This is a genomic window from Streptomyces dangxiongensis, assembly GCF_003675325.1.
GTDB classification, from domain to species: Bacteria; Actinomycetota; Actinomycetes; order Streptomycetales; family Streptomycetaceae; genus Streptomyces; species Streptomyces dangxiongensis.
The window spans coordinates 3,504,791-3,528,795 of the sequence record NZ_CP033073.1 but is presented as its reverse complement, the minus strand read 5'-3'; the positions used below and the strand labels follow the sequence as shown (position 1 = coordinate 3,528,795).

Sequence of the window (24,005 nt, the reverse complement as noted above, 5' to 3'; positions counted from 1 at the left end):
GTCCGGCTTGCACCTCACGCGGCGTGAGGCCTCAGCGTGGAGACGTACCGACGACAAGGAGCGGAAAGTGAGCTACTCCGTGGGACAGGTCGCGGGGTTCGCCGGGGTCACGGTGCGCACTCTGCACCACTACGACGAGATCGGTCTGCTCGTACCCGGTGACCGGACGTACGCCGGCCACCGGCGCTACGACGACACCGACCTCGACCGGCTCCAGCAGATCCTGTTCTACCGGGAGCTGGGCTTCCCGCTCGACGAGGTCGCGGCCCTGCTCGACGACCCGGACCCGGACCCGCGCGCGCACCTGCGCCGCCAGCACGAACTGCTGACCGCCCGGATCGAGAAGTTGCAGAAGATGGCCGCGGCCGTGGAGCACGCCATGGAGGCACGCAGTATGGGCATCAACCTGACGCCGGAGGAGAAGTTCGAGGTGTTCGGGAACAACGACCCCGAGCAGTACGCGGAGGAGGTGGAGGCCCGCTGGGGCGACACGGAGGCCTACGCCGAGTCGCAGCGCCGGGCCGCCTCCTACACCAAGGAGGACTGGAAGCGGCTGCAGGCCGAGAGCGACGAGTGGAGCCGGCGGTACGTCGCCCTGTTGGCCGACGCCGAGCCGCCGGCCGGTGAGCGGGCCATGGACCTCGCGGAGGAGCACCGGCGGCACATCAGCACCTGGTTCTACGAGTGCGGGTACGAGATGCACGAGTGCCTGGGCGACATGTACGTCCGCGACGAACGCTTCAGGGCCTTCTACGACGCCATGCGTCCGGGCCTGGCCGAACACCTGCGTGACGCCATCCGGGGGAACACGGCCCGGCACCGGGCGTGACGCACGCGCAGCCGGCGGTCCGGGACCGACGGGTGGGCGCCGAAAACACGCCGAGTAAAGGGTTTTGGGCGTCTTGACGACGGGAATCGTGCAGCACGGCCTTCCTTCCGGTGCGTGCGCATTCGCCGTGACCGTCGGCAAAGCGGGGGGGAGCGCTCATGGCGATTCACGTGAAAGACGCGAGCCCGGGAGCCGGGGCCACGAACGGCGCGGGGTCGGTCGCGAGTGTCGCCGGAAAGCAGGCGATATTCTCACCCGCGCGGTCACCGATACCTCACTCGTGAAGATCGCCCTCTCGCAGCTCATCCGGCGCTTCTCTACGTTTTGGACGAGAACGGCAAGCGCGCGGAGCTGACCGGGAAGACCCCCGCGGCCGGCGCCCCCGTGGCGGCATCCGCCGCGTAGCACGCGCACGGCACGACGGGTGACGTCCAGGGCGTACGAGCGGGTGGGGCGAGCCGGATTCCCCCCGGGTGCCAGCCGGTGGGGCTCCGGCCGCCACCGGGGAGATTCCGGTCACCCCTTGTGCTCGGGCGCCGGGAGCGGACCGTGAGGCCGGACACCTCGCCGATGACCTGCTGGACGGGCCGGGCGGCGGCCGGCGCATCCCGAGGTGGCCCGTGGAACCTGGGCAGGACACCGCGCGTTGATAGCTTTGGACGGGCGCTACCTGCCGCCGCACCTCGCCATCCCCTCAGGAGCCCGGAACCGTGACGACGCTTGCCCTCGGCCCGAGCTGGCTGGATCCGAACCACCTCCTCTCCACGTTCGGCATCTGGGGCCTGCTCCTCGTCATCTTTGCCGAGTCCGGCCTGCTCATCGGCTTCTTCCTGCCGGGTGACTCCCTGCTGTTCACCTGCGGCCTGCTGATCACGTCGCACAAGCTGGACTTCCCGCTGTGGGCCGCGATCGGCCTGATCTGCCTCGCCGCGATCCTCGGCGACCAGGCGGGCTACATGTTCGGCAAGAAGGTCGGTCCGTCCCTGTTCAACCGACCGGACTCCCGCCTGTTCAAGCAGGAGAACGTCGCCAAGGCGCACGATTTCTTCGAGAAGTACGGCCCCAAGTCCCTGGTGCTGGCCCGCTTCGTGCCGATCGTGCGGACGTTCACGCCGATCATCGCGGGCGTCAGCGGCATGCGCTACCGCTCGTTCCTGACCTTCAACGTCATCGGCGGCCTCCTGTGGGGCGCGGGCGTCACCCTGCTCGGTTCCTGGCTCGGCAACATCGGTGTCGTCAAGAACAACATCGAGGCCATCCTCATCCTGATCGTCCTGGTCTCGGTGGTCCCGGTCGCGATCGAGTTCCTCCGCGCGCGCGGCAAGAGCAAGAAGGCGGCCGGCCGGACCGAGCCGGAGGCCCCGCAGCAGCCCGCGTACCAGCAGCAGCCGCAGCCGTACCGGCAGCCGCCGGTCATGGACGACGCGACGACCCGTCTGCGCCGCATCGACCCCGAACCGTCGTACGAGCAGCCGTACCAGCAGCAGCCGTACCACCAGCAGGAACAGCCGTACGAGCAGCCGCAGCAGCCCCAGCAGCACTGGAACCAGGGCGGCTACGACCACCAGCACCACGACCAGCAGCAGTACCCGCAGCAGCAGTACCCGCAGGACCAGTACGACCCGAACCAGTACCCCCACGACTACCGCCGGCAGTAGGCCGGCGGGCGCCGGGCGCTCAGAAGCCCCTGGTCCGTTTCGCGGCCCGGCGCTTGCCGGCGGAGCCGACGCGCAGGAACAGCCGCGAGATCTCCGACCCCAGGTTGACCCCGATGGCGATGGCCATCGCCAGTGACGCGGCCTTGGCCAGCGACACCAGTCCCTTGTCCAGATTGTTCTGGGCCATGGACAGCAGCCCGAAGTAGGTCGCCGAACCGGGCAGCAGCGGTCCGATCGCCGCGGTCGTGTACGGCAGCGCCGAGGCGAACCGGTACCGGGACAGAAGCTGCCCGAACAGCCCGACGAGTCCCGCCGCCACGGCCGTGGAGGCCACCGGCGAGATGCCGCCCGCGTAGTGCATCGCACCGTACACCGACCAGGCGACGCCCCCGTTGAGGGTCACCCAGAGCACGGTGGACCGTTCCTGCTGGAGCAGCACCGCGAAGGTCAGCGACAGCAGCATGGAGGCCACGATCTGGAGCAGCGGGCGCTCGGAGATGCCCAGCGCCGCGTCCGGGTTCAGCTCACCGCCGATCTTGACGCCGAAGTACAGGATCACCAGGACCCCGACGACGATGCCGACGAAGAAGTACATGACCTCCAGCAGGCGCGCCGACGCCGTGATGTAGAAGCCCGTCAGCCCGTCCTGCACGCCGGCCACCAGCGCCCGCCCGGGCAGCAGCGCGAACAGCCCACCGGTGATCACGGCGGACGCCTTCACGTCCACGTGCGCCAGCGTCAGCGCCACGCCTATCGCCGCGGGCGGCATCGCGGCCACCGTGAACTGGTAGAACTCCGGCAGCCCGCGCCCCGCGCACAGCCATGCGAGCCGGTCGCCGAGCATCGCGCCGACGGCCGCCGCGAGGAACACGATCGGGTCACCGCCGACCAGGATGGAGGCCGCACCGGCCAGCAGTCCGCTCGCGAGGGTCAGCGCCCAGCCGGGATACGGGTGCCGGTTGCGGCGGATCTCCGCCAGGCGCCGGTAGGCCTCCTCCAGGGAGACGTGCGTCTCCGGGTCCGTCAGGTCGTCCACGAGCCGGAAGACGGCCGCCAGACGCGTGTAGTCGGTGCCCCGCCGCCGCACCGTCCGGGACGCCGTCACGGGGTCCTCCACCAGGGACGGCTGGTGGGAGATCGACAGCAGCGTGAAGGTGACGTTCGGCTCGCACCGGTCCAGGCCGTAGGACCGGCACACCGCGAACATCGCGGCCTCCACGTCCTCCGCGCCCTCGCCGCCCGCCAGCAGCAGCTCCCCGATACGCAGGGTCAGGTCCAGCACGCGCGGGACGGCCGGACCGCCCTCCTCCACGCGCTGCACCGGCTCCGGCGCCGGCCGCTCGGTCACCGGCATGCGCAGCATCGTGCGCATGCGGTCCTGCCAGGGCGCGTCCTTGACCAGGCTGACCAGCGGCATTCCGGCGGCCGGCGTGAACGAGGCCGGGGGGCTCGTCGCGTCGTAGGTGCTGGGCGTGCTGAACGCGGACCCCTCCGGTTCGGCACTGGGCGGATGCGGTGTCTGGAGGCCGTCGGGCACCGCGAACTCGGACGTCGTCTCCGCCTCACCACCGCCCCTGGGAACGTCGAGACCCCGGGGAATGGCGAACTCGGAGGTGATCTCCGGGTCGTACCGCGCCTCGTCGGACCGCGGCTTCCGGTCCTGCGTCTCCGTCACCTCGAACCGCTCCCTGAACGACACATTCCGTAAGCCTCAGTATGCGCACACGTACCCGGACGGGCCGCACACCTGCCTGCATGCGAAACGGGCCGCACGCATGCGCGTGCGGCCCGTTTCAGCGGAGTGCGGGCTCAGTGGCCGCCCTGCTCCTTGAAGCGCTTGTACGACCGCTCGATCTCGATCTCGGCGTCGGTACGGCCCACCCAGTTGGCACCCTCGACCGACTTGCCGGGCTCCAGGTCCTTGTACACCTCGAAGAAGTGCTGGATCTCCAGGCGGTCGAACTCCGACACGTGGTGGATGTCACGCAGGTGCTCCACACGCGGGTCGGTGGCCGGGACGCACAGCAGCTTGTCGTCGCCGCCCGCCTCGTCCGTCATACGGAACATGCCGATCGCGCGGCACCGGATGAGGCAGCCCGGGAAGGTCGGCTCGTCCAGGATGACCAGCGCGTCCAGCGGGTCGCCGTCCTCGCCGAGGGTGTTCTCGACGAAGCCGTAGTCGGTCGGATAGGCGGTCGAGGTGAAGAGGCGACGGTCCAGGCGGATCCGACCGGTCTCGTGGTCCACCTCGTACTTGTTCCGCGAACCCTTCGGGATCTCGATCGTGACGTCGAACTCCACCGGTGGCTCCTCCATGATCAGCACATAGTTCTGGTGGTTAAGTGTCCCTCACGCAGGTGTGTGATCGCGAAAGGGGCTGGTGGTCGTGCCAGTACTGAGGCCTTGGCGGGCCGCGAGACCGCAGGTGGCGCGGATCGCGAACGCCGTACGACCCCGTCTGGCGCGCGCCGCGACGGCCGCCGGGCCGCGGATCGCGCGGCTGACGAAGGCCGTGCGGGTCGGGCCTGCGCACCTCTCCCGTCCGCGGACCGTCAGAACCTGGCAGTACACCGCGGGCGCCGCCACCGCCGGCCTGGTGCTGGCCGCCGGCGTGGTGACCGTGGCCGGTCCCTGGGACGCCAACGGTCAGCGTACGGCCGAGGAGGACCGCGCCGCCGCCCTGGAGGGATCAGGTGGCGCAGATCACGGTCGCTCCGGTACGGCGGCGGGGGCGGCGCCCCGGCCCGCGCCGAGCGCCGCGCCCGTCCTGACGGGCCTGGGCGGCACCGGGGGCGCCGTCGGCACCCGGAAGGCCCCCTCGGGCGGCAAAGCCCTCCCGGACGTCCTGGAACCGCTCATGGCCGCCCCCGCGCTCGGCGACGACCGCGCGGCGGCCGTCGTCGACGTCGCGACCGGCACCCGCCTGTACGGCACCGGCGTGGGCAAGGCCCTCACCCCCGCCTCCACCACCAAGATCGCCACCGCCGTCGCCGCCCTGTCCGCCCTCGGCCCCGACCACCGCCTCACCACCCGCGCCGCCTTCGAACCGGACACCCGGGAACTCGTCCTCGTCGGCGGCGGCGACCCCACCCTGACCGCACACCCGAAGGCCGGCGGCGAATGGGCCGACCTGCGCACGCTGGCCGCCGACACCGCGAAGGCCCTGGGCCGGCGCGGCATCCACGAGATCACCCTCTCGTACGACACCACCCTCTACACCGGCCCCGCCCTGCACCCCATCGGCGTCAACGACAACCTCGCCCCGGTCAGCGCCCTGGCCGCCGACGAGGGCCGCGCGGACGGCTCCGACAGCGGGCCGGCGCCCCGCGTGAGCGACCCGGCGGCGGACGCGGCGGCGAAGTTCGCGGGCTTCCTCAAGGACGCCGGCATCACCACCACGTCCCCCGGCCCGTCCAAGGCCAGCACGCGCGCGCAGACCCTCGCCACCGTCTCCTCGCCCCCGCTGTCCGCCCTGGTCGAGCGCATGCTCACCAACAGCGACAACGACATCGCCGAGGCCCTGGCCCGCCGGACCGCCCTCGCCGGCGGCGACCCCGCGAGCTTCGCCGGCGGCGCCCGGGCGGTCGCCACCCAGCTCCGCAAGCTCGGCCTGCCCATGTCCGGGGCCGCCTTCCACGACGGCAGCGGCCTCGACCGCGCCGACCGGCTGACGGCGGACCTCCTCACGGCGCTCCTGGTAAAGGCGGGCGACCCGGCCCGGCCCGGCCTCCGCCCCGTCCTCACCGGCCTGCCCGTCGCCGGCTTCACCGGCACCCTGAGCACCCGCTACACCGACGGCGCGGCCGGAGTCGTACGCGCCAAGACCGGCACCCTGACCGGCGTGAACACCCTCGCCGGCACGGTCGTCGACAAGGACGGCCGCCTCCTAGCCTTCGCCTTCCTGGCCTCGCACACGGCCGACCCGCCGCAGGCCCAGTCGGCCCTGGACGCCGCGGCGACGGCACTCGCGGGCTGCGGCTGCGGGTAGGGCCCGTCGTCGGCTGCGGGCAGGGCCCGTCGTCCGGGTCCTGCCGGGGTCGCGGGGCACGCGCGCACCTCCGCGGCGTCGCTCCACCGCGTTGTCGTCACGGCACGCGCGGGCCGGCCGTACGGTTCCGCCGCGGCTCCGCGCCCGCCCGTGGTCCCGCCGGCCGCCACGGCCTGCCCCAACGGGGGCCGCTCACGTACGGTTGACGCATGACTGGCTTCGGTGGCACCGCATCTCCCGGGATGGTCGACTGGAACCTCGCGGTGGCGACCGCGACACGGCTCGTACGACCGGGCCCCGACGTCAGCCGCGACGAGGCCCGGTCGGTCGTCGCGGAGCTGCGCCGGCACGCGAAGGCCTCGGAGGAGCACGTCCGGGGCTTCACCCGGATGGGCACCGGGGAGATCCACGACACCCCCGTCCTCGTGGTGGACCGCCCCGGCTGGGTCCGCGCCAACGTCGCCGGCTTCCGGGAGATCCTCAAACCGCTCCTGGAGAAGATGCAGGAACGGCGTGGCGGCCTCCCGGGCGGCGCGGTCCTCGGCACCGTCGGCGGCAAGGTCACCGGCGTGGAACTCGGCATGCTCCTGTCGTTCCTGTCCTCCCGCGTCCTCGGCCAGTACGAGACCTTCGCCCCCGCCGCCCAGGACCTCCCGGCGGGCGCGAACGGCGGCGGCCGGCTGCTGCTCGTCGCGCCCAACATCGTCCACGTGGAGCGCGAACTCGACGTGGAGCCGCACGACTTCCGGCTGTGGGTGTGCCTGCACGAGGAGACCCACCGCACGCAGTTCACGGCCGTGCCCTGGCTCCGTGACCACCTGGAGGGCGAAATCCAGTCGTTCTTGGCGGAGACCGACGTGGACCCGATGACCTTCCTGGAGCGCATCCGGGAAGCCGCCCAGTCCCTGGTCGGCGGCCGTCCCGAGGCCGAGGAGGAGGACGGCGGACGCTCCTTCGTGGAACTGGTGCAGACTCCCGCCCAGCGGGAGATCCTCGGCCGCCTGACCGCCGTGATGTCCTTGCTGGAGGGCCACGCCGACTACGTCATGGACGGCGTCGGACCCAGCGTCGTACCGACCGTCTCCGAGATCCGCGAGAAGTTCCAGCAGCGCCGCGCGAAGGGCGCCTCGCGGCTGGACCTCGCCCTGCGCAAGCTGCTGGGTCTGGATGCCAAACTCAAGCAGTACCGGGACGGCGAACGGTTCGTCCGGGCCGTGGTCGACCAGGTCGGCGTCGACGGCTTCAACCGCGTGTGGACCTCGCCCAACACCCTGCCCACCAAGGCCGAGATCGCCCGGCCCGCCGACTGGGTCACCCGGGTGCACCGCTAGGCCGAGTCGTGATCCGCGCCCGGGCGTCGTGAGACGAATCCGGCCGACGGCAGGGGATCGCCCCTTCAATCACCCGTCCGAGGGACCGTGGGCCATGCGTAGGCGTGCAATGCTCAGGGAACGACCCGCTTCTGTCACCATCTACACACTCTGTGTGACGGCTCGGGCTCACCCCCGGAAAACTTCATGAAGGGAACCGGACATGGGTCCCCATCCTGCGGTCGCGGCGATACGCCTGGCGGTTCGCCGCGTCCTCCACGACATCCTGAACGACCACCAGACCTCCGGCGCGCACTCCGGCCGGCAGGCCCCCGGCGAGCGCGAGCGGACCGGCCGGACGGCCGAGCGGCCCCCCTCCCCGCTCGTCCTCGTCGCGTGCTCCGGCGGCGCCGACTCCATGGCACTCGCCTCCGCCCTCGCCTTCGAGGCGCCCAGACTCGGCATCCGCGCCGGCGGGGTCACCGTGGACCACGGCCTCCAGCCCGGATCGGGACTGCGCGCCGACGAGGTCGCCCTGCGCCTGCGCGGGCTGGGCCTCGGCCCGGTCGACCGCGTCGCCGTGACCGTCGGCCGTGAGGGCGGGCCCGAAGCCGCCGCCCGCGACGCCCGCTACGCCGCCCTCGACGCCGCCGCCGAACGCCACGGCGCCACCGCGGTCCTGCTCGGCCACACCCGCGACGACCAGGCCGAGACCGTCCTGCTGGGCCTCGCCCGCGGTTCCGGCATCCGCTCCCTGTCCGGGATGGCCGCGGTCTCGGGGGCCGGCGGCCGTTACCGGCGGCCCTTCCTGCACCTCGACCGGCAGACCGCCCGCAAGGCCTGCATGGTCCAGTCCCTCCCCGTCTGGGACGACCCGCACAACGCCGACCCCGCCTACACCCGCTCCCGGCTCCGGCACGAAGGCCTGCCCGCCCTGGAGAAGGCCCTCGGCAAAGGGGTCGTGGAGGCGCTCGCCCGCACCGCCCAACTGTCCCGCGACGACGCCGACGCCCTCGACGCCTGGGCCGGCCAGGCCGAGGCCGCCGTGCGGGACGCGGCGGGACTGCTGGAGTGCGCCAAGCTCTACGCCCTCCCGCCCGCCGTACGCCGCCGGATCCTGCGCCGCGCGGCCATCGAGGCCGGCGCCCCGGCCGGTTCGCTGTTCGCCCGCCACATCGAGGAAGTCGACCGCCTGATCACCGGCTGGCGCGGCCAGGGGGCCATCAATCTCCCGGGCAGAGTCGTCGCCCAGCGCCAGGGTGGCAGACTGGTGATTCGGCAAGGCTGAAACCGGCCTCTCCCGGAGCGATCCTCCGGCGGGCCGGCCAGCCGGTGGCCGTGCATGCGGCCGTAAGTGCGGGACGACCGAAAGTGATGCGGGTGGACGCGAAAGACATGGGTGCCGACCTTCAGCAGGTGCTCATCACCAAAGAAGAGATCGACGCGAAGCTGGGCGAACTGGCCGCGAAGATCGACGCGGAGTACGCGGGCAAAGACCTGCTGATCGTGGGCGTCCTCAAGGGCGCGGTGATGGTCATGGCCGACCTCGCCCGAGCGCTGTCCACCCCCGTCACCATGGACTGGATGGCCGTGTCCTCCTACGGGGCGGGCACCCAGTCCTCCGGTGTCGTCCGCATCCTCAAGGACCTCGACACCGACATCAAGGGCCGGCACGTCCTGATCGTCGAGGACATCATCGACTCCGGCCTGACCCTGTCCTGGCTGATCAACAACCTGGGATCCCGCGAGCCCGCCTCGCTGAAGGTGTGCACGCTGCTGCGCAAGCCGGACGCCGCCAAGGTCGCCATCGACGTGGAGTGGGCCGGCTTCGACATCCCGAACGAGTTCGTCGTCGGCTACGGCCTCGACTACGCCGAGAAGTACCGCAACCTGCCGTTCGTCGGCACGCTCGCGCCCCACGTCTACGGCGGCTGAGCCAGTCGGCCCAAGCCCGGCGGGATGATCGGGAACCCCAGCGGGTCCTGCGCCGTTGAAGCTTGCAGAGACGGGTTTTCCCGGCCGTCGAAGCGGCTCCGTGCGGCTTCGGGCAACAATGCTGGGGTACCGTCAGAAGAACTGTCTTATCAAACTCACTATGGCAGGAGGGACGGGGCGGCACCGCTCCGTATGGATGGACGTGAAGCGATACTTCCGTGGGCCGGTCATGTGGATCGTGCTGGCCGTCCTTGCCGTGGTCGTGTTGATGCAGGTCGTCGGCTCGTCCGGCGGCTACAAGACGGTGGACACCGGCCAGGTCGTGGCGGCGATCAACGCAAACAAGGTCGAGTCGGCCAAGCTCACCACCGGTGACGAGCAGAGCATCAAGGTCACCCTCAAGGACGGCTACAAGGTCCAGGGCAGCTCGAAGATCCAGGCGAGCTACATCGGCGACCAGGGCGTGGCCATCGCCGGCACGCTCCAGACCAAGTACCAGGACAAGCAGATCACGGACGGCTACACCGTCTCGCCGTCCAAGCAGAACCCGTTCGTCGGGATCCTGAGATCTCCTTCATGCTCCCCCTGGTCCTCATCGCGATCATCTTCCTGTTCCTGATGAATCAGATGCAGGGTGGCGGCTCGCGGGTCATGAACTTCGGCAAGTCCAAGGCGAAACTCGTCACCAAGGACACCCCGAAGACGACCTTCTCCGACGTCGCCGGCTGTGACGAGGCCGTCGAGGAGCTCCAGGAGATCAAGGAGTTCCTCCAGGAGCCGGCCAAGTTCCAGGCCGTGGGCGCCAAGATCCCCAAGGGTGTGCTGCTGTACGGCCGCCCCCGGGTACCGGCAAGACCCTGCTCGCGCGCGCCGTCGCCGGCGAGGCGGGCGTCCCCTTCTACTCGATCTCCGGTTCCGACTTCGTCGAGATGTTCGTCGGTGTCGGTGCCTCCCGTGTGCGTGACCTGTTCGAGCAGGCCAAGGCGAACGCTCCGGCGATCGTCTTCGTCGACGAGATCGACGCGGTCGGCCGTCACCGCGGCGCCGGCCTCGGCGGCGGTCACGACGAGCGCGAGCAGACCCTGAACCAGTTGCTGGTCGAGATGGACGGCTTCGACGTCAAGGGCGGCGTCATCCTGATCGCCGCCACCAACCGTCCGGACATCCTCGACCCGGCCCTCCTGCGCCCCGGCCGCTTCGACCGCCAGATCGCGGTCGACCCGCCGGACCTCCAGGGCCGTCTGGAGATCCTCAAGGTCCACCAGAAGGGCAAGCCGGTCGCGCCCGACGTCGACCTGGCCGCGGTCGCCCGCCGTACGCCGGGCATGACCGGTGCCGACCTCGCCAACGTGCTGAACGAGGCCGCGCTGCTCACCGCCCGCGGTGACCAGAAGCTGGTCGACAACGCGGCGCTGGACGAGGCCATCGACCGCGTGGTCGCGGGCCCGCAGAAGCGGACCCGGATCATGTCGGACAAGGAGAAGAAGATCACCGCGTACCACGAGGGCGGTCACGCCCTGGTCGCGGCGGCTTCGCCGAACTCCGACCCGGTCCACAAGATCACGATCTTGTCCCGCGGCCGTGCCCTCGGCTACACGATGGTCCTGCCGGACGAGGACAGGTACTCGACCACCCGCAACGAGATGCTCGACCAGCTCGCCTACATGCTGGGCGGCCGCGCGGCCGAGGAACTGGTCTTCCACGACCCGACCACCGGCGCCGCGAACGACATCGAGAAGGCCACCAACCTGGCCCGCGCGATGGTCACGCAGTACGGCATGACCGAGCGGCTCGGCGCGATCAAGTTCGGCGGCGACAACAGCGAGCCCTTCCTCGGCCGTGAGATGGCGCACCAGCGCGACTACTCGGAAGAGGTCGCCGCGCTCGTCGACGAAGAGGTCAAGAAGCTCATCGAGACCGCGCACAACGAGGCCTGGGAGATCCTGGTCGAGAACCGCGACGTGCTCGACAACCTCGTTCTCCAGCTACTGGAGAAGGAGACCCTGGGCAAGGAGGAGATCGCCGAGATCTTCGCCACCATCGTCAGGCGCCCGCCGCGGCCCGCCTGGACGGGCTCCTCCCGCCGCACCCCGTCCACCCGTCCGCCGGTGCTCTCCCCCAAGGAGCTGGCGCTGACGAACGGTGCGAACGGCGCGACGGCGTCGATCAGCACGGTCAAGTCCACCGCCACGGAGCCCGCCCCGGTCACGGAGCAGGCCCCGGAGGACCGTTCCGAGAGCTGATCGTTCCGGCCGGCAGGCCCGGAATGCATGCCGCGCCCCCCAGGTTCTAGCCTGGGGGGCGCGGCGTTTGCGTATGTCCGCAGAGAGAACGCGTGCCCGACGCGCGTGCAAGGCACAGGAACGAGGAACCCAGATGACCGACCCGGTGACGCTGGACGGCCAGGGGCCCATCGGTGAGTTCGACGAGAAGCGGGCCGAGAACGCCGTACGGGAACTGCTGATCGCGGTCGGTGAGGACCCGGATCGCGAGGGCCTGCGGGAGACGCCGACACGGGTGGCGCGGGCGTACAAGGAGATCTTCGCCGGTCTGTGGCAGCAGCCCGAGGACGTCCTGACGACGACCTTCGACCTGGGACACGACGAGATGGTCCTGGTGAAGGACATCGAGGTGTACTCGACGTGCGAGCACCACCTGGTGCCGTTCCGGGGTGTCGCCCACGTCGGCTACATCCCGTCGGAGACCGGCAAGATCACGGGGCTGTCGAAGCTGGCCCGCCTGGTGGACGTCTACGCCCGCCGGCCGCAGGTGCAGGAACGGCTCACCACGCAGATCGCCGACTCCCTGATGACCATCCTGGAGCCGCGGGGCGTCATCGTGGTCATCCAGTGCGAGCACATGTGCATGTCCATGCGTGGCATCCGCAAGCCGGGCGCGAAGACCATAACGTCCGCCGTGCGCGGCCAGCTACGGGACGCGGCGACCCGGAACGAGGCGATGAGCCTCATCATGGCGCGCTGAACACGCCGGTGGGCGGGGCCCGGCGTCAGGCCGCCGGTTCCGCTCCCGGGGGGTTCTGGTCGTCGTCCTCGGGGAGCTTGCAGACCCGCTCCAGGAACAGGGCCGCCGCTATCACGCCGAGGCCTGCCAGGAGCGAGAACCCGGCGTAGAGCGCCTGGTCGCGGCGGGCCGGGATGTCCAGCAGCTCCAGCAGGAAGACGCCCGTGCCGCTGTACATCCCGGCGATGAGTGCGGCCACCAGGGCGCTGGCCTGGCCGAAGACGACCGCCCGTGCCGCCATCAGCGGGTCGACGCCCTTGGCGCCGGGCCGGCGCTCTCGCTGGGCCCTGAGGCGGGCGCGCAGCGAGAGCGCCGTGGAGAGCAGCGCCACCGCGATCAGCGCGAGCACGATGGGGGCGGCCACGGGGACGCTGGGCAGGGTCCCGACCGAGTTCCAGAGGCGGGCGCCCGCCCAGGACAGGATCGCGGCCACGGCGAACACGCCGACCAGCACCCTGATACGCAGCTCTCTCACGGTGTCCCTTCAGTTCCCCCGGACCGTCCCGGTGTGTGGTCGTGGTGGTCTCGGTCCTGACCCGTCTCGACCTTAACGACTACTCGGGCAGGCGGAGTTCCAGGTCCCCCCGCGGTTCCACACCCTCACGGGTGACGGCGGACAGCAGATCGGCGACCGGGCCGCGGCCGGCGAGCCGTGCCTGTGGGTCCACGTCGTGCCAGGGCGCGAGCACGAAGGCACGCTCGTGGGCGCGTGGGTGGGGCAGGGTGAGCTGGGGGTCGTCGGAGGTCACGTCCGCGTAGGCCACGATGTCGACGTCCAGCGTGCGCGGGCCCCAGCGCTCGTCCCGGACGCGGTGGAAGGCCTCCTCGACGGCGTGCGCCCGCTCCAGCAGGGAGGCCGGCGGCAGGGTCGTCCTCAGGAGCACGACGGCGTTGAAGTACGACGGCTGGCTGCCGGGCGCCACTCCCCACGGCTCCGTCTCGTACACCGGGGAGACGGCCTTCACGCGGACGCCCGGGGTGTCCTCCAGGGCGTCCACGGCCCCCTGGAGGGTCTCCAGGCGGTTGCCGAGATTGGAGCCGATGGAGACGACGGCCCACTGCGGGTTGTGCAGCGTCGTGTCGGCGGCGTCCACCTGCTCGACGACCGAGGCGGGCACCGGCTGGACGGTGGGGTCGCTCTGACCCTGGCGGAAAGGTCGGGTCATACTCGGCTCCGGGTGATGGTGACGGTCACGTCGTCGAAGGGGACGGTGATCGGCGCGTCGGGCTTGTGGACGCAGACCTCGACCTCCAGGACGCCCTCGTGCTCCAGGCAGGTCCGGGCGATCCGCTCGGCGAGCGTCTCGATGAGGTTCACCGGCTCGCCCTCGACCACGGCCACGACCTCCTCGGCGACGATGCCGTAGTGCACGGTCTTCGCCAGGTCGTCGTCGGCCGCCGCCGGCCGGGTGTCCAGGCCGAGGACCAGGTCCACGATGAAGGTCTGGCCCTCCTCGCGCTCCCGGGGGAACACACCGTGGTGCCCGCGGGCCTTCAGGCCGCGCAGCGCGACACGATCCACGCGAATCACTCCTGCAATCGTCGGGAACGGCCGGTCCGTACCGCGTGCGGGCGGTGCACCGGCCTGGGACGAATCTACCCGCGGGCACCGACAGAGCCGGGCCGCGGGGCACGGGTCCGGGCCGCGGCGCGGAGGGTTCACCGGATGTTCCCCCGGGGGAACCCGGCCGTGCCGACGGCTGGTAGCCGCTCCTACCCCCGGCGGACGCTTCCAATCACTCTCCGTCCCCGCTCCGCTCTCCTGCGTGCCGCGGTCGGGGCGCCGCGTGCCCCCGCCGGCTCAGGCGAGCGGCTCGTCGCCCGGGTCCACGCCGTTCACGCTCTCGTCGTCGTCGGTGTCGTCGTCGGTCTCGGCCAGGACGGGGGAGGCGTGGTGGGACCAGAGCTTCCAGCCGGAGGGCGTGCGCCGGAACACGTTCGTGGCGACCACGAGCTGGCCGACCAGCGGCCCGAGTTCCGCGCCCTCCTCCGGGGCGGGGCCGCCGCTGAGGATGTTCTCCGTGCAGGTCACGAGCGCGGTGTCACCGGTGACGGAGACGTGCACGTCGGTGAGGAAGAACTGGATGTAGTCGGTGTTCGCCATGATCAGGGCGTACGACCTGAGGACCTCGCCGCGGCCGGTGAGCACCGGCCAGCCGGGGTGCACGCAGGAGACGACGCCGGTGTCCGCGGGGTCGTGGTACGTCTCGTCCACGCCCAGGTCGACGGGGGCGAGCCAGAGCGAGGAGACCTCTTCGAAGTCGCCGCGTTCCAGCGCCTCGTAGAAGGCGGTGTTGGCGGCCTCGACCTGCTCGACATCGGTATGGGGGGCGCTCACCGGTCTCCTTCCGCCCCGCGCTCGCCTTCGGCGCCCGGCGCGTACGCCGTACCCGGCGGCGCCCCGCGCTCACCCGTGACGCCCGGCGCCGTCCCCGCCGTACGCGCTCCCTCCACGGCCCGTGCCACCCGTACGGCGTCCGCGGTGGCGCGTACCTCGTGCACGCGCACCGCCCACGCGCCCGCCTGGGCGGCGAGGGCGGACACGGCGGCCGTGGCGGCGTCGCGCTCCCGGGCCGGCGGGGGCGCGCCCTCGGGGCCGGCGAGGACCCGGCCGAGGAACCGCTTGCGGGAGGCGGCGACCAGCAGGGGGTGGCCGAGAGCGCGCAGGCGGTCGAGGTGGGCGAGGAGGGCCAGGTCGTGGCCGGCCTCCTTGGAGAAGCCGAGGCCGGGGTCTACGACGACGCGGTCGGGGGCGATGCCGCCCGCCAGCACGGCCTCCACGCGCGCGTGCAGCTCGTCCACGACTTCGGTGACGACGTCCTCGTAGACGCCGTCGGTGTTGCCGCCCCGGAGGAAGCCGCGCCAGTGCATGACGACGAAGGGGGCGCCCGCGTCGGCGACCACCGGGATCATCGCGGGATCGGCCAGGCCGCCGCTGACGTCGTTGACGAGGGCGGCGCCGGCCGCGAGGGACCGTTCGGCGACGGAGGCGCGCATGGTGTCCACCGAGACGGCGACGCCCTCGGAGGCGAGGCCCCGCACCACGGGGATGACCCGCCGCAGTTCCTCCGCCTCGTCCACGCGCGTGGCGCCCGGCCGGGTGGACTCGCCGCCGACGTCGACGAGGTCCGCGCCCTCGGTGACCAGGTCGAGGCCGTGTTTGACGGCGACGGTCGTGTCGAACCAGCGGCCGCCGTCGGAGAAGGAGTCGGGGGTCACGTTCACGACCCCCATGACCGCGCACCGGTCCCATGCCGGAAGGCCGGCCACTCGGCCGCGCCCGCTGAGGTTGTTCATACGTTCAGCGTAGGCCCAGCAGGGGGCCGTGAACGCGCGGCGGCCCGGGCGGAAGCCCTCGTGCCGGAGGGGGTGGGGCTTCCGCCCGGGCCGGTCGTGGTGCCGCACCGTTCGTCCGGTCCGGGCTCAGGCCGCTCGGACGTCCCGTTCGCCCATCGCGTGGGCGCACGGGCGCTGGGCGGCCGTCCTGCGCCGGCGCAGGAAGCGCGGCAGCGGCAGGGCGAGGTCGACGAAGCCCTCCGCCTGCATGGCGGCGAAGCCGATGCGGGGCAGGTCTCCGGAGGCCCGGTAGACCACGAACCGCGGCTCCCAGCGCGGCTGGAACTTGGCGTTGAACTTGTACAGCGACTCGATCTGGAACCAGCGCGAGAGGAACACCAGCAGCCCGCGCCAGGCGCGCAGCACCGGACCGGCGCCGATCTTCTCCCCGCGCGCGAGGGCGGAGCGGAACATCGCGAAGTTCAGCGAGACCCGGGCGATGCCGAGCTTCGGGGCGGCCTGGAGAGCGGCGACGATCAGCAGTTCGTTCATGCCCGGGTCGGCGCTGCGGTCACGGCGCATCAGGTCCAGCGAGACGCCGTCCCGGCCCCAGGGCACGAAGTGCAGGATCGCCTTCAGATCGCCGTACTCGCCCGGCGCGTCGTCGGCCTTGTGCGCGGTGGCGATCAGGCAGTCGCCGTCGGACGGGTCGCCGATGCGGCCGAGCGCCATGGAGAAGCCGCGCTCGTTGTCGGTGCCCCGCCAGTCCTCCGCGGCGCGGCGGAGCCGTTCCAGTTCGGCGTCGCCGACGTCACGGATGCGCCGTACGCGGGTTTCGTAGCCGGCTCGCTCGATGCGCTTGACCATCTGGCGCACGTTGCGCATCGCGCGTCCGGCGAGCGAGAAATCCGCCACGTCCACCACCGCCTCGTCGCCCAGCTCCAGGGCGTCCAGGCCGGTCTCGCGGGTCCACACCTCGCCGCCCGTCTCCGAGCAGCCCATCACGGCGGGGGTCCAGGAGTGGGCCCTGGCCTCGTCCATGAAGCGTTCGATGGCGCCGGGCCAGGCCTCGACGTCACCGATGGGGTCGCCGCTGGCGAGCATCACGCCGGAGACGACCCGGTAGGTGACCGCGGCCTTGCCGCTCGGCGAGAACACGACGGCCTTGTCGCGGCGCAGCGCGAAGTGGCCGAGCGAGTCGCGCCGGCCGTGCTTCTCCAGCAGTGCGCGCAGCCTGCCCTCGTCCTCCTCGGTGAGGCGTGCGGCCGGGTGTTCGGGACGGAAGGCCAGGTAGACGGTGGTGACAGCGGTGATCCAGCCGAGCGCGCCGAGGGAGAAGGCGACGGTCCAGGAGGTGTTGCCCTGGTAGTCGACCGGGCCCTCGAAGCCGAACAGCCCGTAGATGACGTGCGTCAGCCGATCGGCCAGGCTCGGGTCGCCGATCGTCCGATCCGGGTGGACGCTGACGATGACCAGTCCGAGAGCGAGGGAACCGGCGCTCATCAGGACGAAGTTGGCGACCGCTCGCCACCTGCTGCGCGGGTCCGGGAGGGCCGCGAACTGGCTCCGGTGGCGCAGCAGCGGCACCAGCAGCACGACCGCGATGAGCATGCCGACGACCGAGTGCCGGTACGCGAACTGGGCCACCGCTCCCGCCGGCAGCAGCGCGACCGCCGCGCGCCACGCCCGGCGCTTGCGCCGCTTGAGGCCGTGCGCGAGCAGCAGCAACAGCACGCCCGCGCTCAGCGAGAGCGCCGCCGCGAACGGCCCGAACGAGCCTGGCAGCACCTCGGCGAGGGCGTGCATACGGCTGTGACGGAAACGCGGGAACACGCCCCCGGCAATGTCCAGGAGGCCCACCAGCGCGGCGGCCCTGCCGACCAGAGCGGGGACGGCCTCGGGGCGCGGGGCGCGCAGGATTCGCCGCGCCCGGCTTGATCGACTCGGAACCTCGCCCGACATTTCCCCATCTATCCTGACAGACATCGCATCCCGTAGTTCTGCGAGAGACCTTGAACCCGGGCCCGATCGGGCATCCGGCGACATTGCGCCCTCTAGGACGGTGTCTCGGCAAGAGAGGTTCACTCCTCACCGGAAAGTCCGGTCAAAGGCCAAGGAAAGCCCCGGGCAAGCCTTCGCTAAGAAGCGTGGGTACGGTACGGGCGGAAAGCGCAGGCAGGAAACAGCTCATGGGTCTCACGAGCAACAAAGTGCTGGTGCTGGCGATCGTGATCGCCGCCGGGCTGTTCGTCGGCACGGTGTGGCTGTGGCCGCGCCTCGCCCGCCGGAGCTGGCGGGCCGTCGGCGGCCGGGTCGGCCTGATGCTGGCCACCCAGGTGGCGCTCTTCACGTCCGTCGGGCTCGCCGCCAACCAGGCCTTCGGCTTCTACGCCAGTTGGGCGGACCTGTTCGGCAAGGAGACCGAGCAGGGGATCGTCATCGACCACTCGGCCAACGGCAGCACCGGCGGCCCCCTCCAGGTGGTCTCCACCTCCGACGTGCCGGGGGTGCGCGCCGCGCGGCCCGAGACCGGGGGACAGGTCCAGAAGGTCGACATCATCGGCCGTACGACCCACATCGCCACCCCGGCGTACGTGTACCTGCCGCCGGAGTACTTCCAGCCGCAGTACCGCACGCGTACGTTCCCGGCCGCCGTGGTGCTGACCGGTTACCCCGGCACGGCGCGGTCGCTGGTGGACAAGCTGAACTACCCCAGGACTGCGCAGCAGATGGCCAAAGACGGGCGGGTGCAGCCGATGATCCTGATCATGCTGCGGCCCACCGTGGCACCGCCGCGGGACACCGAGTGCGTGGACGTCCCGGGCGGCCCGCAAGCGGAAACGTTTTTTGCGAAGGATCTCCCGGAGGCCGTCCTCACGCACTACCGGGCCGGTAAGCGCCCGGGTAGCTGGGGCGTCATCGGGGACTCCACGGGAGGTTACTGCGCGCTCAAGCTCGCCATGCACCACCCCGACGTGTACGCGGCCGGCGCCGGCCTCTCGCCGTACTACAGGGCGCCGATCGACCCCACGACCGGTGACCTCTTCCACGGCGACGCGCGACTGCGCAACCGGGCCGACCTCTCGTGGCTCCTCCAGCACGAGTCCGCGCCGGACACCTCGCTGCTCGTGACCAGCAGCAGGGTCGGTGAGCACAACTACAACGCCACGATGCGGTTCATCGCGCGCGTGCAGGCCACGAACCTGACCCGGATCTCGTCGATCATCCTCGACAGCGGCGGCCACAACTTCAACACCTGGCGGCGCGAGATCCCGCCGTCGCTCCAGTGGCTCAGCGGGCGGCTCACCGACCGCTGAGCCCGTGACGCCCCTGACACCCCGTTAAGCACGCGGTATGGCTGTGTTTTTACGGGGCGGGGGCCCATGATTCGCCTACGGGCGGTAAGTTTCTGGCCATGCCACGTGGACGCCACCGCCATTCCCCGCCTCTGCACCGGCTGTTGCCTCCCTCGGCGCTCGCCGGTGTGTCCGTCATCTGCGCGCTGGGCCCCTGGGTGTTCGCCGGGGCCGCGGCGGTGCGTGTGCTGGCCGCCGCGGCCGCCGCGACCGCGGTCGCCGGCGCGGTCGTCATGCGCCGCTGGGACACCCAGGCGGGCAAGCAGGTCGCCGAACTCACGCGCGCGCGTGCCGGTGACGAATGGCGGTACGAGGAACGGGTCGCCGAACTGGAGACCGACCTCGAAGAGTCCCGCGAACTGCGCGTGAAGCTGGAGCAGCGGCTCAGGGCCAAGCGCGCCGAACTGGCGGGCCTGCGCAACGAGCACGCGGCCCTGCTGCGCCGGTACGCCACGGCGGAGACCGAGCGCGCGAGCGCCCTGGAGGGGCGCCGCCTGCTGGAGATCGAGGCGGTCGTGCCCGAGCCGGCGCCCTCCTCCTCACCCGCCCTGCCGCCCGGCCGCGGCGCCCGCCCGGAGGCGCCCGGGACGGAGTCGGACGCCGTGGAGGCCAGCGCGGGCGAGGCGACGCCGTACCCGGTGTTCTCGCCCGAGGGCGCCCGGCTGTACCGGCGGGCCCTGACCGCCCTGGCCCGGTTCGACCGGGAGGCATCGGCGAGGCCCGACGCCGAGGCCGGACCGGGTCCAGGAGCCGCGCCGGAGGCGAAGCCCGAGCCCGAGCCCGAGCCGGAGCCGGAGCCGGAGGCCGCGACGACGCCCGCGGCGCGGGTGGCGGGCATGGACGGCGCGGAGGGTGTGGAAGGTGAAGCCGGCACCGTGGGTGACGCGCCGCGGGCTCCCGTGGGCGAGGTCGCTCCCGCGGGGGAGGTGACGTCCGTGGGCGAACCGGCCGAGGCGGTCGCCAAAGGGGCAGACACCAGGGCCGCAGTGACGGATGCCGATCTCAATGCCGACGCCGACGCCGACGCCGCGCCGGTGGCCGAGGCCGTCCGTCCCGCGGCACAGCCGCCCGCCGGGCACTTCACGGTGCCCACCGCCGTGGCCGTCGCCCCGGCCGCGCCCGCGCGGCGCCCGGCGGTCGAGGGCGGCTTCGACTTCTTCGGCACCCTGAAGGACGCGCCGAAGGCCGCGCTGGACTCCGTGCAGAACGAGGACCTGGCCGACGTCGTCGGCCAGGAGGCGCTCGCCGTGCACAAGGCCGAGACCGAGGCCGGGTTCAAGGCCGCTGACGCCCGGTCCCGGGGTGCCGGCCAGGTCATCGACCTGACGGCGCACGACGAGACCGAGCAGATCGACGTCCAGAGGCTGCGCGGCGCGGCGGCCTCCTGAGCGTCCGTCAGCCGTACGAACGCACCGGGCGCACCGGGCCCGAGGCGTCGTCCGGCGAAGCCGGCGACCGACCGCCAGCGGTCAGGCTGCCGTCGGCTGTCAACCCGCGCTCAGCGGTCGGCCGTCAGCCGTCCGCCGACCCGACGTCGGCCGTCAGCCCGCCGTCAGCCGGTGGTCATCCAGCGATCCGGTAGGGCGTCCCGGCGGCCCGTGCGGGACCGCTCCGCCTGCTCCGCCAGGAGCCGCGTGGCCTCCTCGGCGCTCCTCAGCCGGGCCGTGACGGTCTTGTCGGCCCCCGTGTCCACATGGATGTCCGCGAGTCCCCAGCGGCGCTCCCAGGGCCCCTGGGTGAGCCGTACGCTCTGCACCTTGGCGTGCGGGACCAGCGAGAGCCGGCGGCGCAGCAGGCCGCTCCGGGCGGCGAAGACCGTGCCGGTGACCGCGAGCCGGTGTCCGCGCCACCAGAGCGGGAGGCACCACCGGGCCCGGCGCGGCACCCGTGCCGGCTCCCGTGGCACCGTCACGCCGGGCAGCACGCGCGCGATGACGGACTCGGCGACCGCGCGCGGGGCGACGGGTATCAGCACCGAATTGGCGGATCCGGCCACGTCCAGTTCCACCCGCACCCAGCCGGGCCGGCGCCACAGCAGCGGTTCCACGATCCGTACGGTCTGCACACGGCCCGGCGGCACCGTCTCGTGCGCGCGGTCGAGCAGCCCGCGGTCGATGCGCAGCCCGTCCGGCGACTCGCTCACCGTCCAGTCGAACTCGGTGACGAAGCGGCCCGCGCTGCGCGCGCCGGCCGCGCCGAACAGGGGCAGGGCGGTGGCGAGGACCGTCCACACGTTGTGGGTGACGAGCCACAGCACGGCGGGTACGACGAGCGCGGCGCCCAGCGAGGCCCAGGTGGCTCCCGTCAGCACCAGGGAGCGCGCCAGCGCCCACGGGGGCACGTGCAGCAGCGCGTGTGCCGGCGCCTCTCCGACGCCGGCCGCCGTCTCGGGGGCGAAACCCGCCGCGCGCGCGAGCAGCTCCGCACGCAGGGCGCGCGCCTCCCGCTCGCCGAGGAAGGCCAGTTCGTCCTTGTCGTCGGCGCCGACGACGTCGATCCGCAGCTTCGCGACGCCCGCCACGCGCGCGAGGAGCGGACGGGAGACGTCCACGGCCTGGATGCGCTCCAGCCGGATGTGCGCGGTGCGCCGGAACAGCAGGCCCGTACGGATGCGCAGTTCTGTCCCGGTGACCGCGAAGTGCGTGAACCACCAGGACAGGAAGCCGTAGAGCCCGGCCACCGGCACCACGACGACGGCCCCCAGCAGCAGCATGGTGCCGGTCAGCCGCGTGAGCTGCTCCTGCGCGCCGCCCGGATCGTGCGCCGCCCAGCCGGCCAGTACGGCGAGCGGCGCCCACGCCCGGCGGAAGGGCGTCACCGGATGCAGCCGGCGCTCGACGACGGGCGGCTGCTCCGGTATGCCCCCGTCCGCGCCGCCGCCGTCCGGGCCGCTGTACGTGCCGCCGCCGTCCGGGCCGTCGGCGCGGCCCCGGGGTGTCACAGGCCCGCCGATCGTGCCTCGCCCAGCCGGGTGAGCCGGTCGCGCAGGCGTTCCGCCTCGGCCGGGTCCAGGCCGGGGATGGTCGCGTCGGTCGCGGCGGCGGCCGTGTGCAACTGCACGGTGGCCAGCCCGAAGCGCCGTTCCACGGGCCCGGAGGTCACCTCCACGAGCTGCATCCGCCCGTACGGCACGACCGTCTCCTCGCGCCACAGGACACCGCGGCAGATCAGCAGGTCGTCGGCGCGCTCGGCGTACCGCCACGAGCGCCAGTTGCGCTCCAGCAGCCGCCGGCCCCAGGCGGCGATCACCAGGGGCAGCAGCGCCCAGGCCGCCCACGCGGGCCCCACGAGGAGCCCCAGCGGCAGCCCCGTGGCGACCGCCAGCACCCCCGCCCACACCATCAGCAGCATCCGGCGCACGCGCAGCAGGCCGGGCCGCAGCCCCCGCCACACCGGCTCGTCCGCCGTTGTTCCCGCGCCTTCCAGGCTCCCCGTCTCCATGGGGCCAGCGTACGTAGGGGAAACTGGGGCCATGACTCCTACGGCGGAGACCACGGTCGGGATCGGCGGCGCGGCGGAGAGCACCGACATGGTGCTCAACATCGGGCCCCAGCACCCGTCCACGCACGGTGTGCTGCGGCTCAGGCTCGTGCTGGACGGGGAGCGCATCGTGCGCGCGGAGCCGGTGATCGGCTACATGCACCGCGGCGCCGAGAAACTCTTCGAGGCCCGCGACTACCGGCAGATCATCATGCTCGCCAACCGCCACGACTGGCTGTCGGCGTTCTCCAACGAGCTGGGCGTGGTCCTCGCCGTGGAGCGGATGCTCGGCATGGAGGTCCCCGAGCGGGCGGTGTGGGCGCGCACCCTGCTCGCCGAGCTGAACCGGGTGCTGAACCACCTGATGTTCCTCGGCTCCTACCCGCTGGAGCTGGGCGGGATCACCCCGGTGTTCTACGCGTTCCGGGAGCGCGAGGTGCTCCAGAACGTGATGGAGGAGGTCTCCGGCGGGCGCGTGCACTACATGTTCAACCGCGTCGGTGGCCTCAAGGAGGACCTGCCCGCCGGATGGGCCGCACGCGCGCGTGCGGCCGTCGCCGCCGTCCGCTCGCGCATGGACGTCTACGACGACCTGGTGCTCGGCAACGAGATCTTCCGGGGGCGCACGCGCGGGGTCGGGGCGCTGGCGCCCGAGACGGTGCACGCCTACGGCGTGAGCGGGCCGGTCGCGCGCGGCTCGGGCGTCGATTTCGACCTGCGCCGTGACGAGCCGTACCTGGCCTACGGCGACCTCCAGGACGTCCTCAGGGTCGTCACCCGTGGCGAGGGCGACTGTCTCGCCCGCTTCGAGGTCCTGCTGGAGCAGACCCACAACGCGCTCGACCTCGCCGACGCCTGTCTGGACCGGCTCGCGGAGCTGCCGCCGGGACCGGTCAACCAGCGGCTGCCGAAGGTGCTGAAGGCACCCGAGGGACACACCTACGCGTGGACCGAGAACCCGCTCGGCCTCAACGGCTACTACCTCGTCAGCAAGGGCGAGAAGACCCCGTACCGGCTCAAGCTGCGCTCGGCGTCGTACAACAACATCCAGGTGCTGACCGAGCTGCTGCCGGGGACGCTGGTGGCGGACATGGTGGCGATCCTGGGGTCGATGTTCTTCGTGGTCGGCGACATCGACAAGTAGACGGCCGG

General features: G+C 72.1%; 20 protein-coding genes and 1 pseudogene. 11 read left to right on the top strand and 10 right to left on the bottom strand.

Annotated features, from left to right (window positions below; translation table 11 throughout):
• The first annotated feature begins 67 nt into the window (after positions 1 to 67).
• Complete coding sequence (locus D9753_RS15675) at positions 68 to 829, top strand: MerR family transcriptional regulator (RefSeq protein WP_121787572.1); 762 nt, start codon at positions 68 to 70, stop codon at positions 827 to 829.
• 710 nt (positions 830 to 1,539) lie between these two features.
• Positions 1,540 to 2,487, top strand: coding sequence for a DedA family protein (locus D9753_RS15665; protein WP_121787570.1), 948 nt, complete (start codon positions 1,540 to 1,542; stop codon positions 2,485 to 2,487).
• 19 nt (positions 2,488 to 2,506) lie between these two features.
• On the opposite strand, the gene D9753_RS15660 is transcribed toward D9753_RS15665, so the two are convergent.
• Entirely contained in the window at positions 2,507 to 4,162 is a 1,656-nt protein-coding gene (locus tag D9753_RS15660; RefSeq protein WP_121791091.1) for a threonine/serine exporter family protein, read from the bottom strand.
• A 134-nt stretch (positions 4,163 to 4,296) separates the two neighbouring features.
• On the bottom strand, positions 4,297 to 4,788 hold the full coding sequence (locus tag D9753_RS15655; protein ID WP_121791090.1) for an inorganic diphosphatase: 492 nt from the start codon (positions 4,786 to 4,788) through the stop codon (positions 4,297 to 4,299).
• A gap of 79 nt (positions 4,789 to 4,867) precedes the next feature.
• On the opposite strand from D9753_RS15655, the gene dacB reads away from it, so the two are divergent.
• From dacB to folE, 6 genes and pseudogenes are all read left to right on the top strand, one after another.
• On the top strand, positions 4,868 to 6,475 hold the full coding sequence (gene dacB / locus D9753_RS15650; RefSeq protein ID WP_240468171.1) for a D-alanyl-D-alanine carboxypeptidase/D-alanyl-D-alanine endopeptidase: 1,608 nt from the start codon (positions 4,868 to 4,870) through the stop codon (positions 6,473 to 6,475).
• A gap of 209 nt (positions 6,476 to 6,684) precedes the next feature.
• Entirely contained in the window at positions 6,685 to 7,806 is a 1,122-nt protein-coding gene (locus D9753_RS15645; protein WP_121787568.1) for a zinc-dependent metalloprotease, read from the top strand.
• 202 nt (positions 7,807 to 8,008) lie between these two features.
• Positions 8,009 to 9,073 (top strand): tRNA lysidine(34) synthetase TilS, encoded by a 1,065-nt coding sequence (gene tilS / locus D9753_RS15640; protein WP_121787567.1) that lies wholly within the window; start codon positions 8,009 to 8,011, stop codon positions 9,071 to 9,073.
• Positions 9,074 to 9,159: 86 nt separating this feature from the next.
• On the top strand, positions 9,160 to 9,720 hold the full coding sequence (gene hpt, locus D9753_RS15635; protein ID WP_121787566.1) for a hypoxanthine phosphoribosyltransferase: 561 nt from the start codon (positions 9,160 to 9,162) through the stop codon (positions 9,718 to 9,720).
• A 196-nt stretch (positions 9,721 to 9,916) separates the two neighbouring features.
• Positions 9,917 to 11,963, top strand: a pseudogene (gene ftsH / locus D9753_RS15630) (ATP-dependent zinc metalloprotease FtsH).
• A gap of 133 nt (positions 11,964 to 12,096) precedes the next feature.
• Positions 12,097 to 12,702, top strand: coding sequence for a GTP cyclohydrolase I FolE (gene folE / locus D9753_RS15625; RefSeq protein WP_121787565.1), 606 nt, complete (start codon positions 12,097 to 12,099; stop codon positions 12,700 to 12,702).
• Between the two features lie 25 nt (positions 12,703 to 12,727).
• Here folE and D9753_RS15620 read toward each other — a convergent pair whose 3' ends face one another.
• The 6 genes from D9753_RS15620 to D9753_RS15595 all read right to left on the bottom strand — a co-directional run bounded on the left by D9753_RS15620 (position 12,728) and on the right by D9753_RS15595 (position 17,979).
• Complete coding sequence (locus D9753_RS15620; protein WP_121787564.1) at positions 12,728 to 13,216, bottom strand: DUF3180 domain-containing protein; 489 nt, start codon at positions 13,214 to 13,216, stop codon at positions 12,728 to 12,730.
• A 79-nt stretch (positions 13,217 to 13,295) separates the two neighbouring features.
• Positions 13,296 to 13,907, bottom strand: a complete 612-nt coding sequence (folK, locus tag D9753_RS15615) for a 2-amino-4-hydroxy-6-hydroxymethyldihydropteridine diphosphokinase (protein WP_121787563.1) — start codon at positions 13,905 to 13,907, stop codon at positions 13,296 to 13,298.
• Positions 13,904 to 14,263, bottom strand: coding sequence for a dihydroneopterin aldolase (gene folB, locus D9753_RS15610; protein ID WP_121787562.1), 360 nt, complete (start codon positions 14,261 to 14,263; stop codon positions 13,904 to 13,906). Before folB ends, folK begins: the two co-directional genes overlap by 4 nt.
• 279 nt (positions 14,264 to 14,542) lie before the next feature.
• A complete protein-coding gene (locus tag D9753_RS15605) occupies positions 14,543 to 15,079 on the bottom strand; it encodes a nuclear transport factor 2 family protein (RefSeq protein WP_121787561.1) in 537 nt (178 codons plus the stop codon).
• Complete coding sequence (folP, locus tag D9753_RS15600; RefSeq protein ID WP_205614160.1) at positions 15,076 to 16,038, bottom strand: dihydropteroate synthase; 963 nt, start codon at positions 16,036 to 16,038, stop codon at positions 15,076 to 15,078. Before folP ends, D9753_RS15605 begins: the two co-directional genes overlap by 4 nt.
• Before the next feature lie 126 nt (positions 16,039 to 16,164).
• Positions 16,165 to 17,979 (bottom strand): phosphatidylglycerol lysyltransferase domain-containing protein, encoded by a 1,815-nt coding sequence (locus D9753_RS15595; protein WP_121787560.1) that lies wholly within the window; start codon positions 17,977 to 17,979, stop codon positions 16,165 to 16,167.
• A 227-nt stretch (positions 17,980 to 18,206) separates the two neighbouring features.
• Between D9753_RS15595 and D9753_RS15590 the strand changes: the two genes are divergently transcribed.
• Together D9753_RS15590 and D9753_RS15585 are read left to right on the top strand one after the other, a co-directional pair.
• Positions 18,207 to 19,334: an alpha/beta hydrolase gene (locus tag D9753_RS15590; protein WP_121787559.1), complete on the top strand. Its 1,128-nt coding sequence runs from the start codon at positions 18,207 to 18,209 to the stop codon at positions 19,332 to 19,334.
• Positions 19,335 to 19,432: 98 nt separating this feature from the next.
• On the top strand, positions 19,433 to 20,761 hold the full coding sequence (locus D9753_RS15585) for a coiled-coil domain-containing protein (RefSeq protein ID WP_205614159.1): 1,329 nt from the start codon (positions 19,433 to 19,435) through the stop codon (positions 20,759 to 20,761).
• A 164-nt stretch (positions 20,762 to 20,925) separates the two neighbouring features.
• On the opposite strand, the gene D9753_RS15580 is transcribed toward D9753_RS15585, so the two are convergent.
• Both D9753_RS15580 and D9753_RS15575 read right to left on the bottom strand, forming a co-directional pair.
• The gene (locus D9753_RS15580; RefSeq protein WP_121787558.1) at positions 20,926 to 22,314 is read right to left on the bottom strand and encodes a PH domain-containing protein; all 1,389 of its coding nucleotides are present in this window, start codon (positions 22,312 to 22,314) and stop codon (positions 20,926 to 20,928) included.
• Complete coding sequence (locus D9753_RS15575) at positions 22,311 to 22,814, bottom strand: PH domain-containing protein (protein WP_121787557.1); 504 nt, start codon at positions 22,812 to 22,814, stop codon at positions 22,311 to 22,313. Before D9753_RS15575 ends, D9753_RS15580 begins: the two co-directional genes overlap by 4 nt.
• Before the next feature lie 31 nt (positions 22,815 to 22,845).
• Between D9753_RS15575 and D9753_RS15570 the strand changes: the two genes are divergently transcribed.
• Entirely contained in the window at positions 22,846 to 23,997 is a 1,152-nt protein-coding gene (locus D9753_RS15570; RefSeq protein WP_121787556.1) for an NADH-quinone oxidoreductase subunit D, read from the top strand.
• Positions 23,998 to 24,005 lie beyond the last annotated feature (8 nt).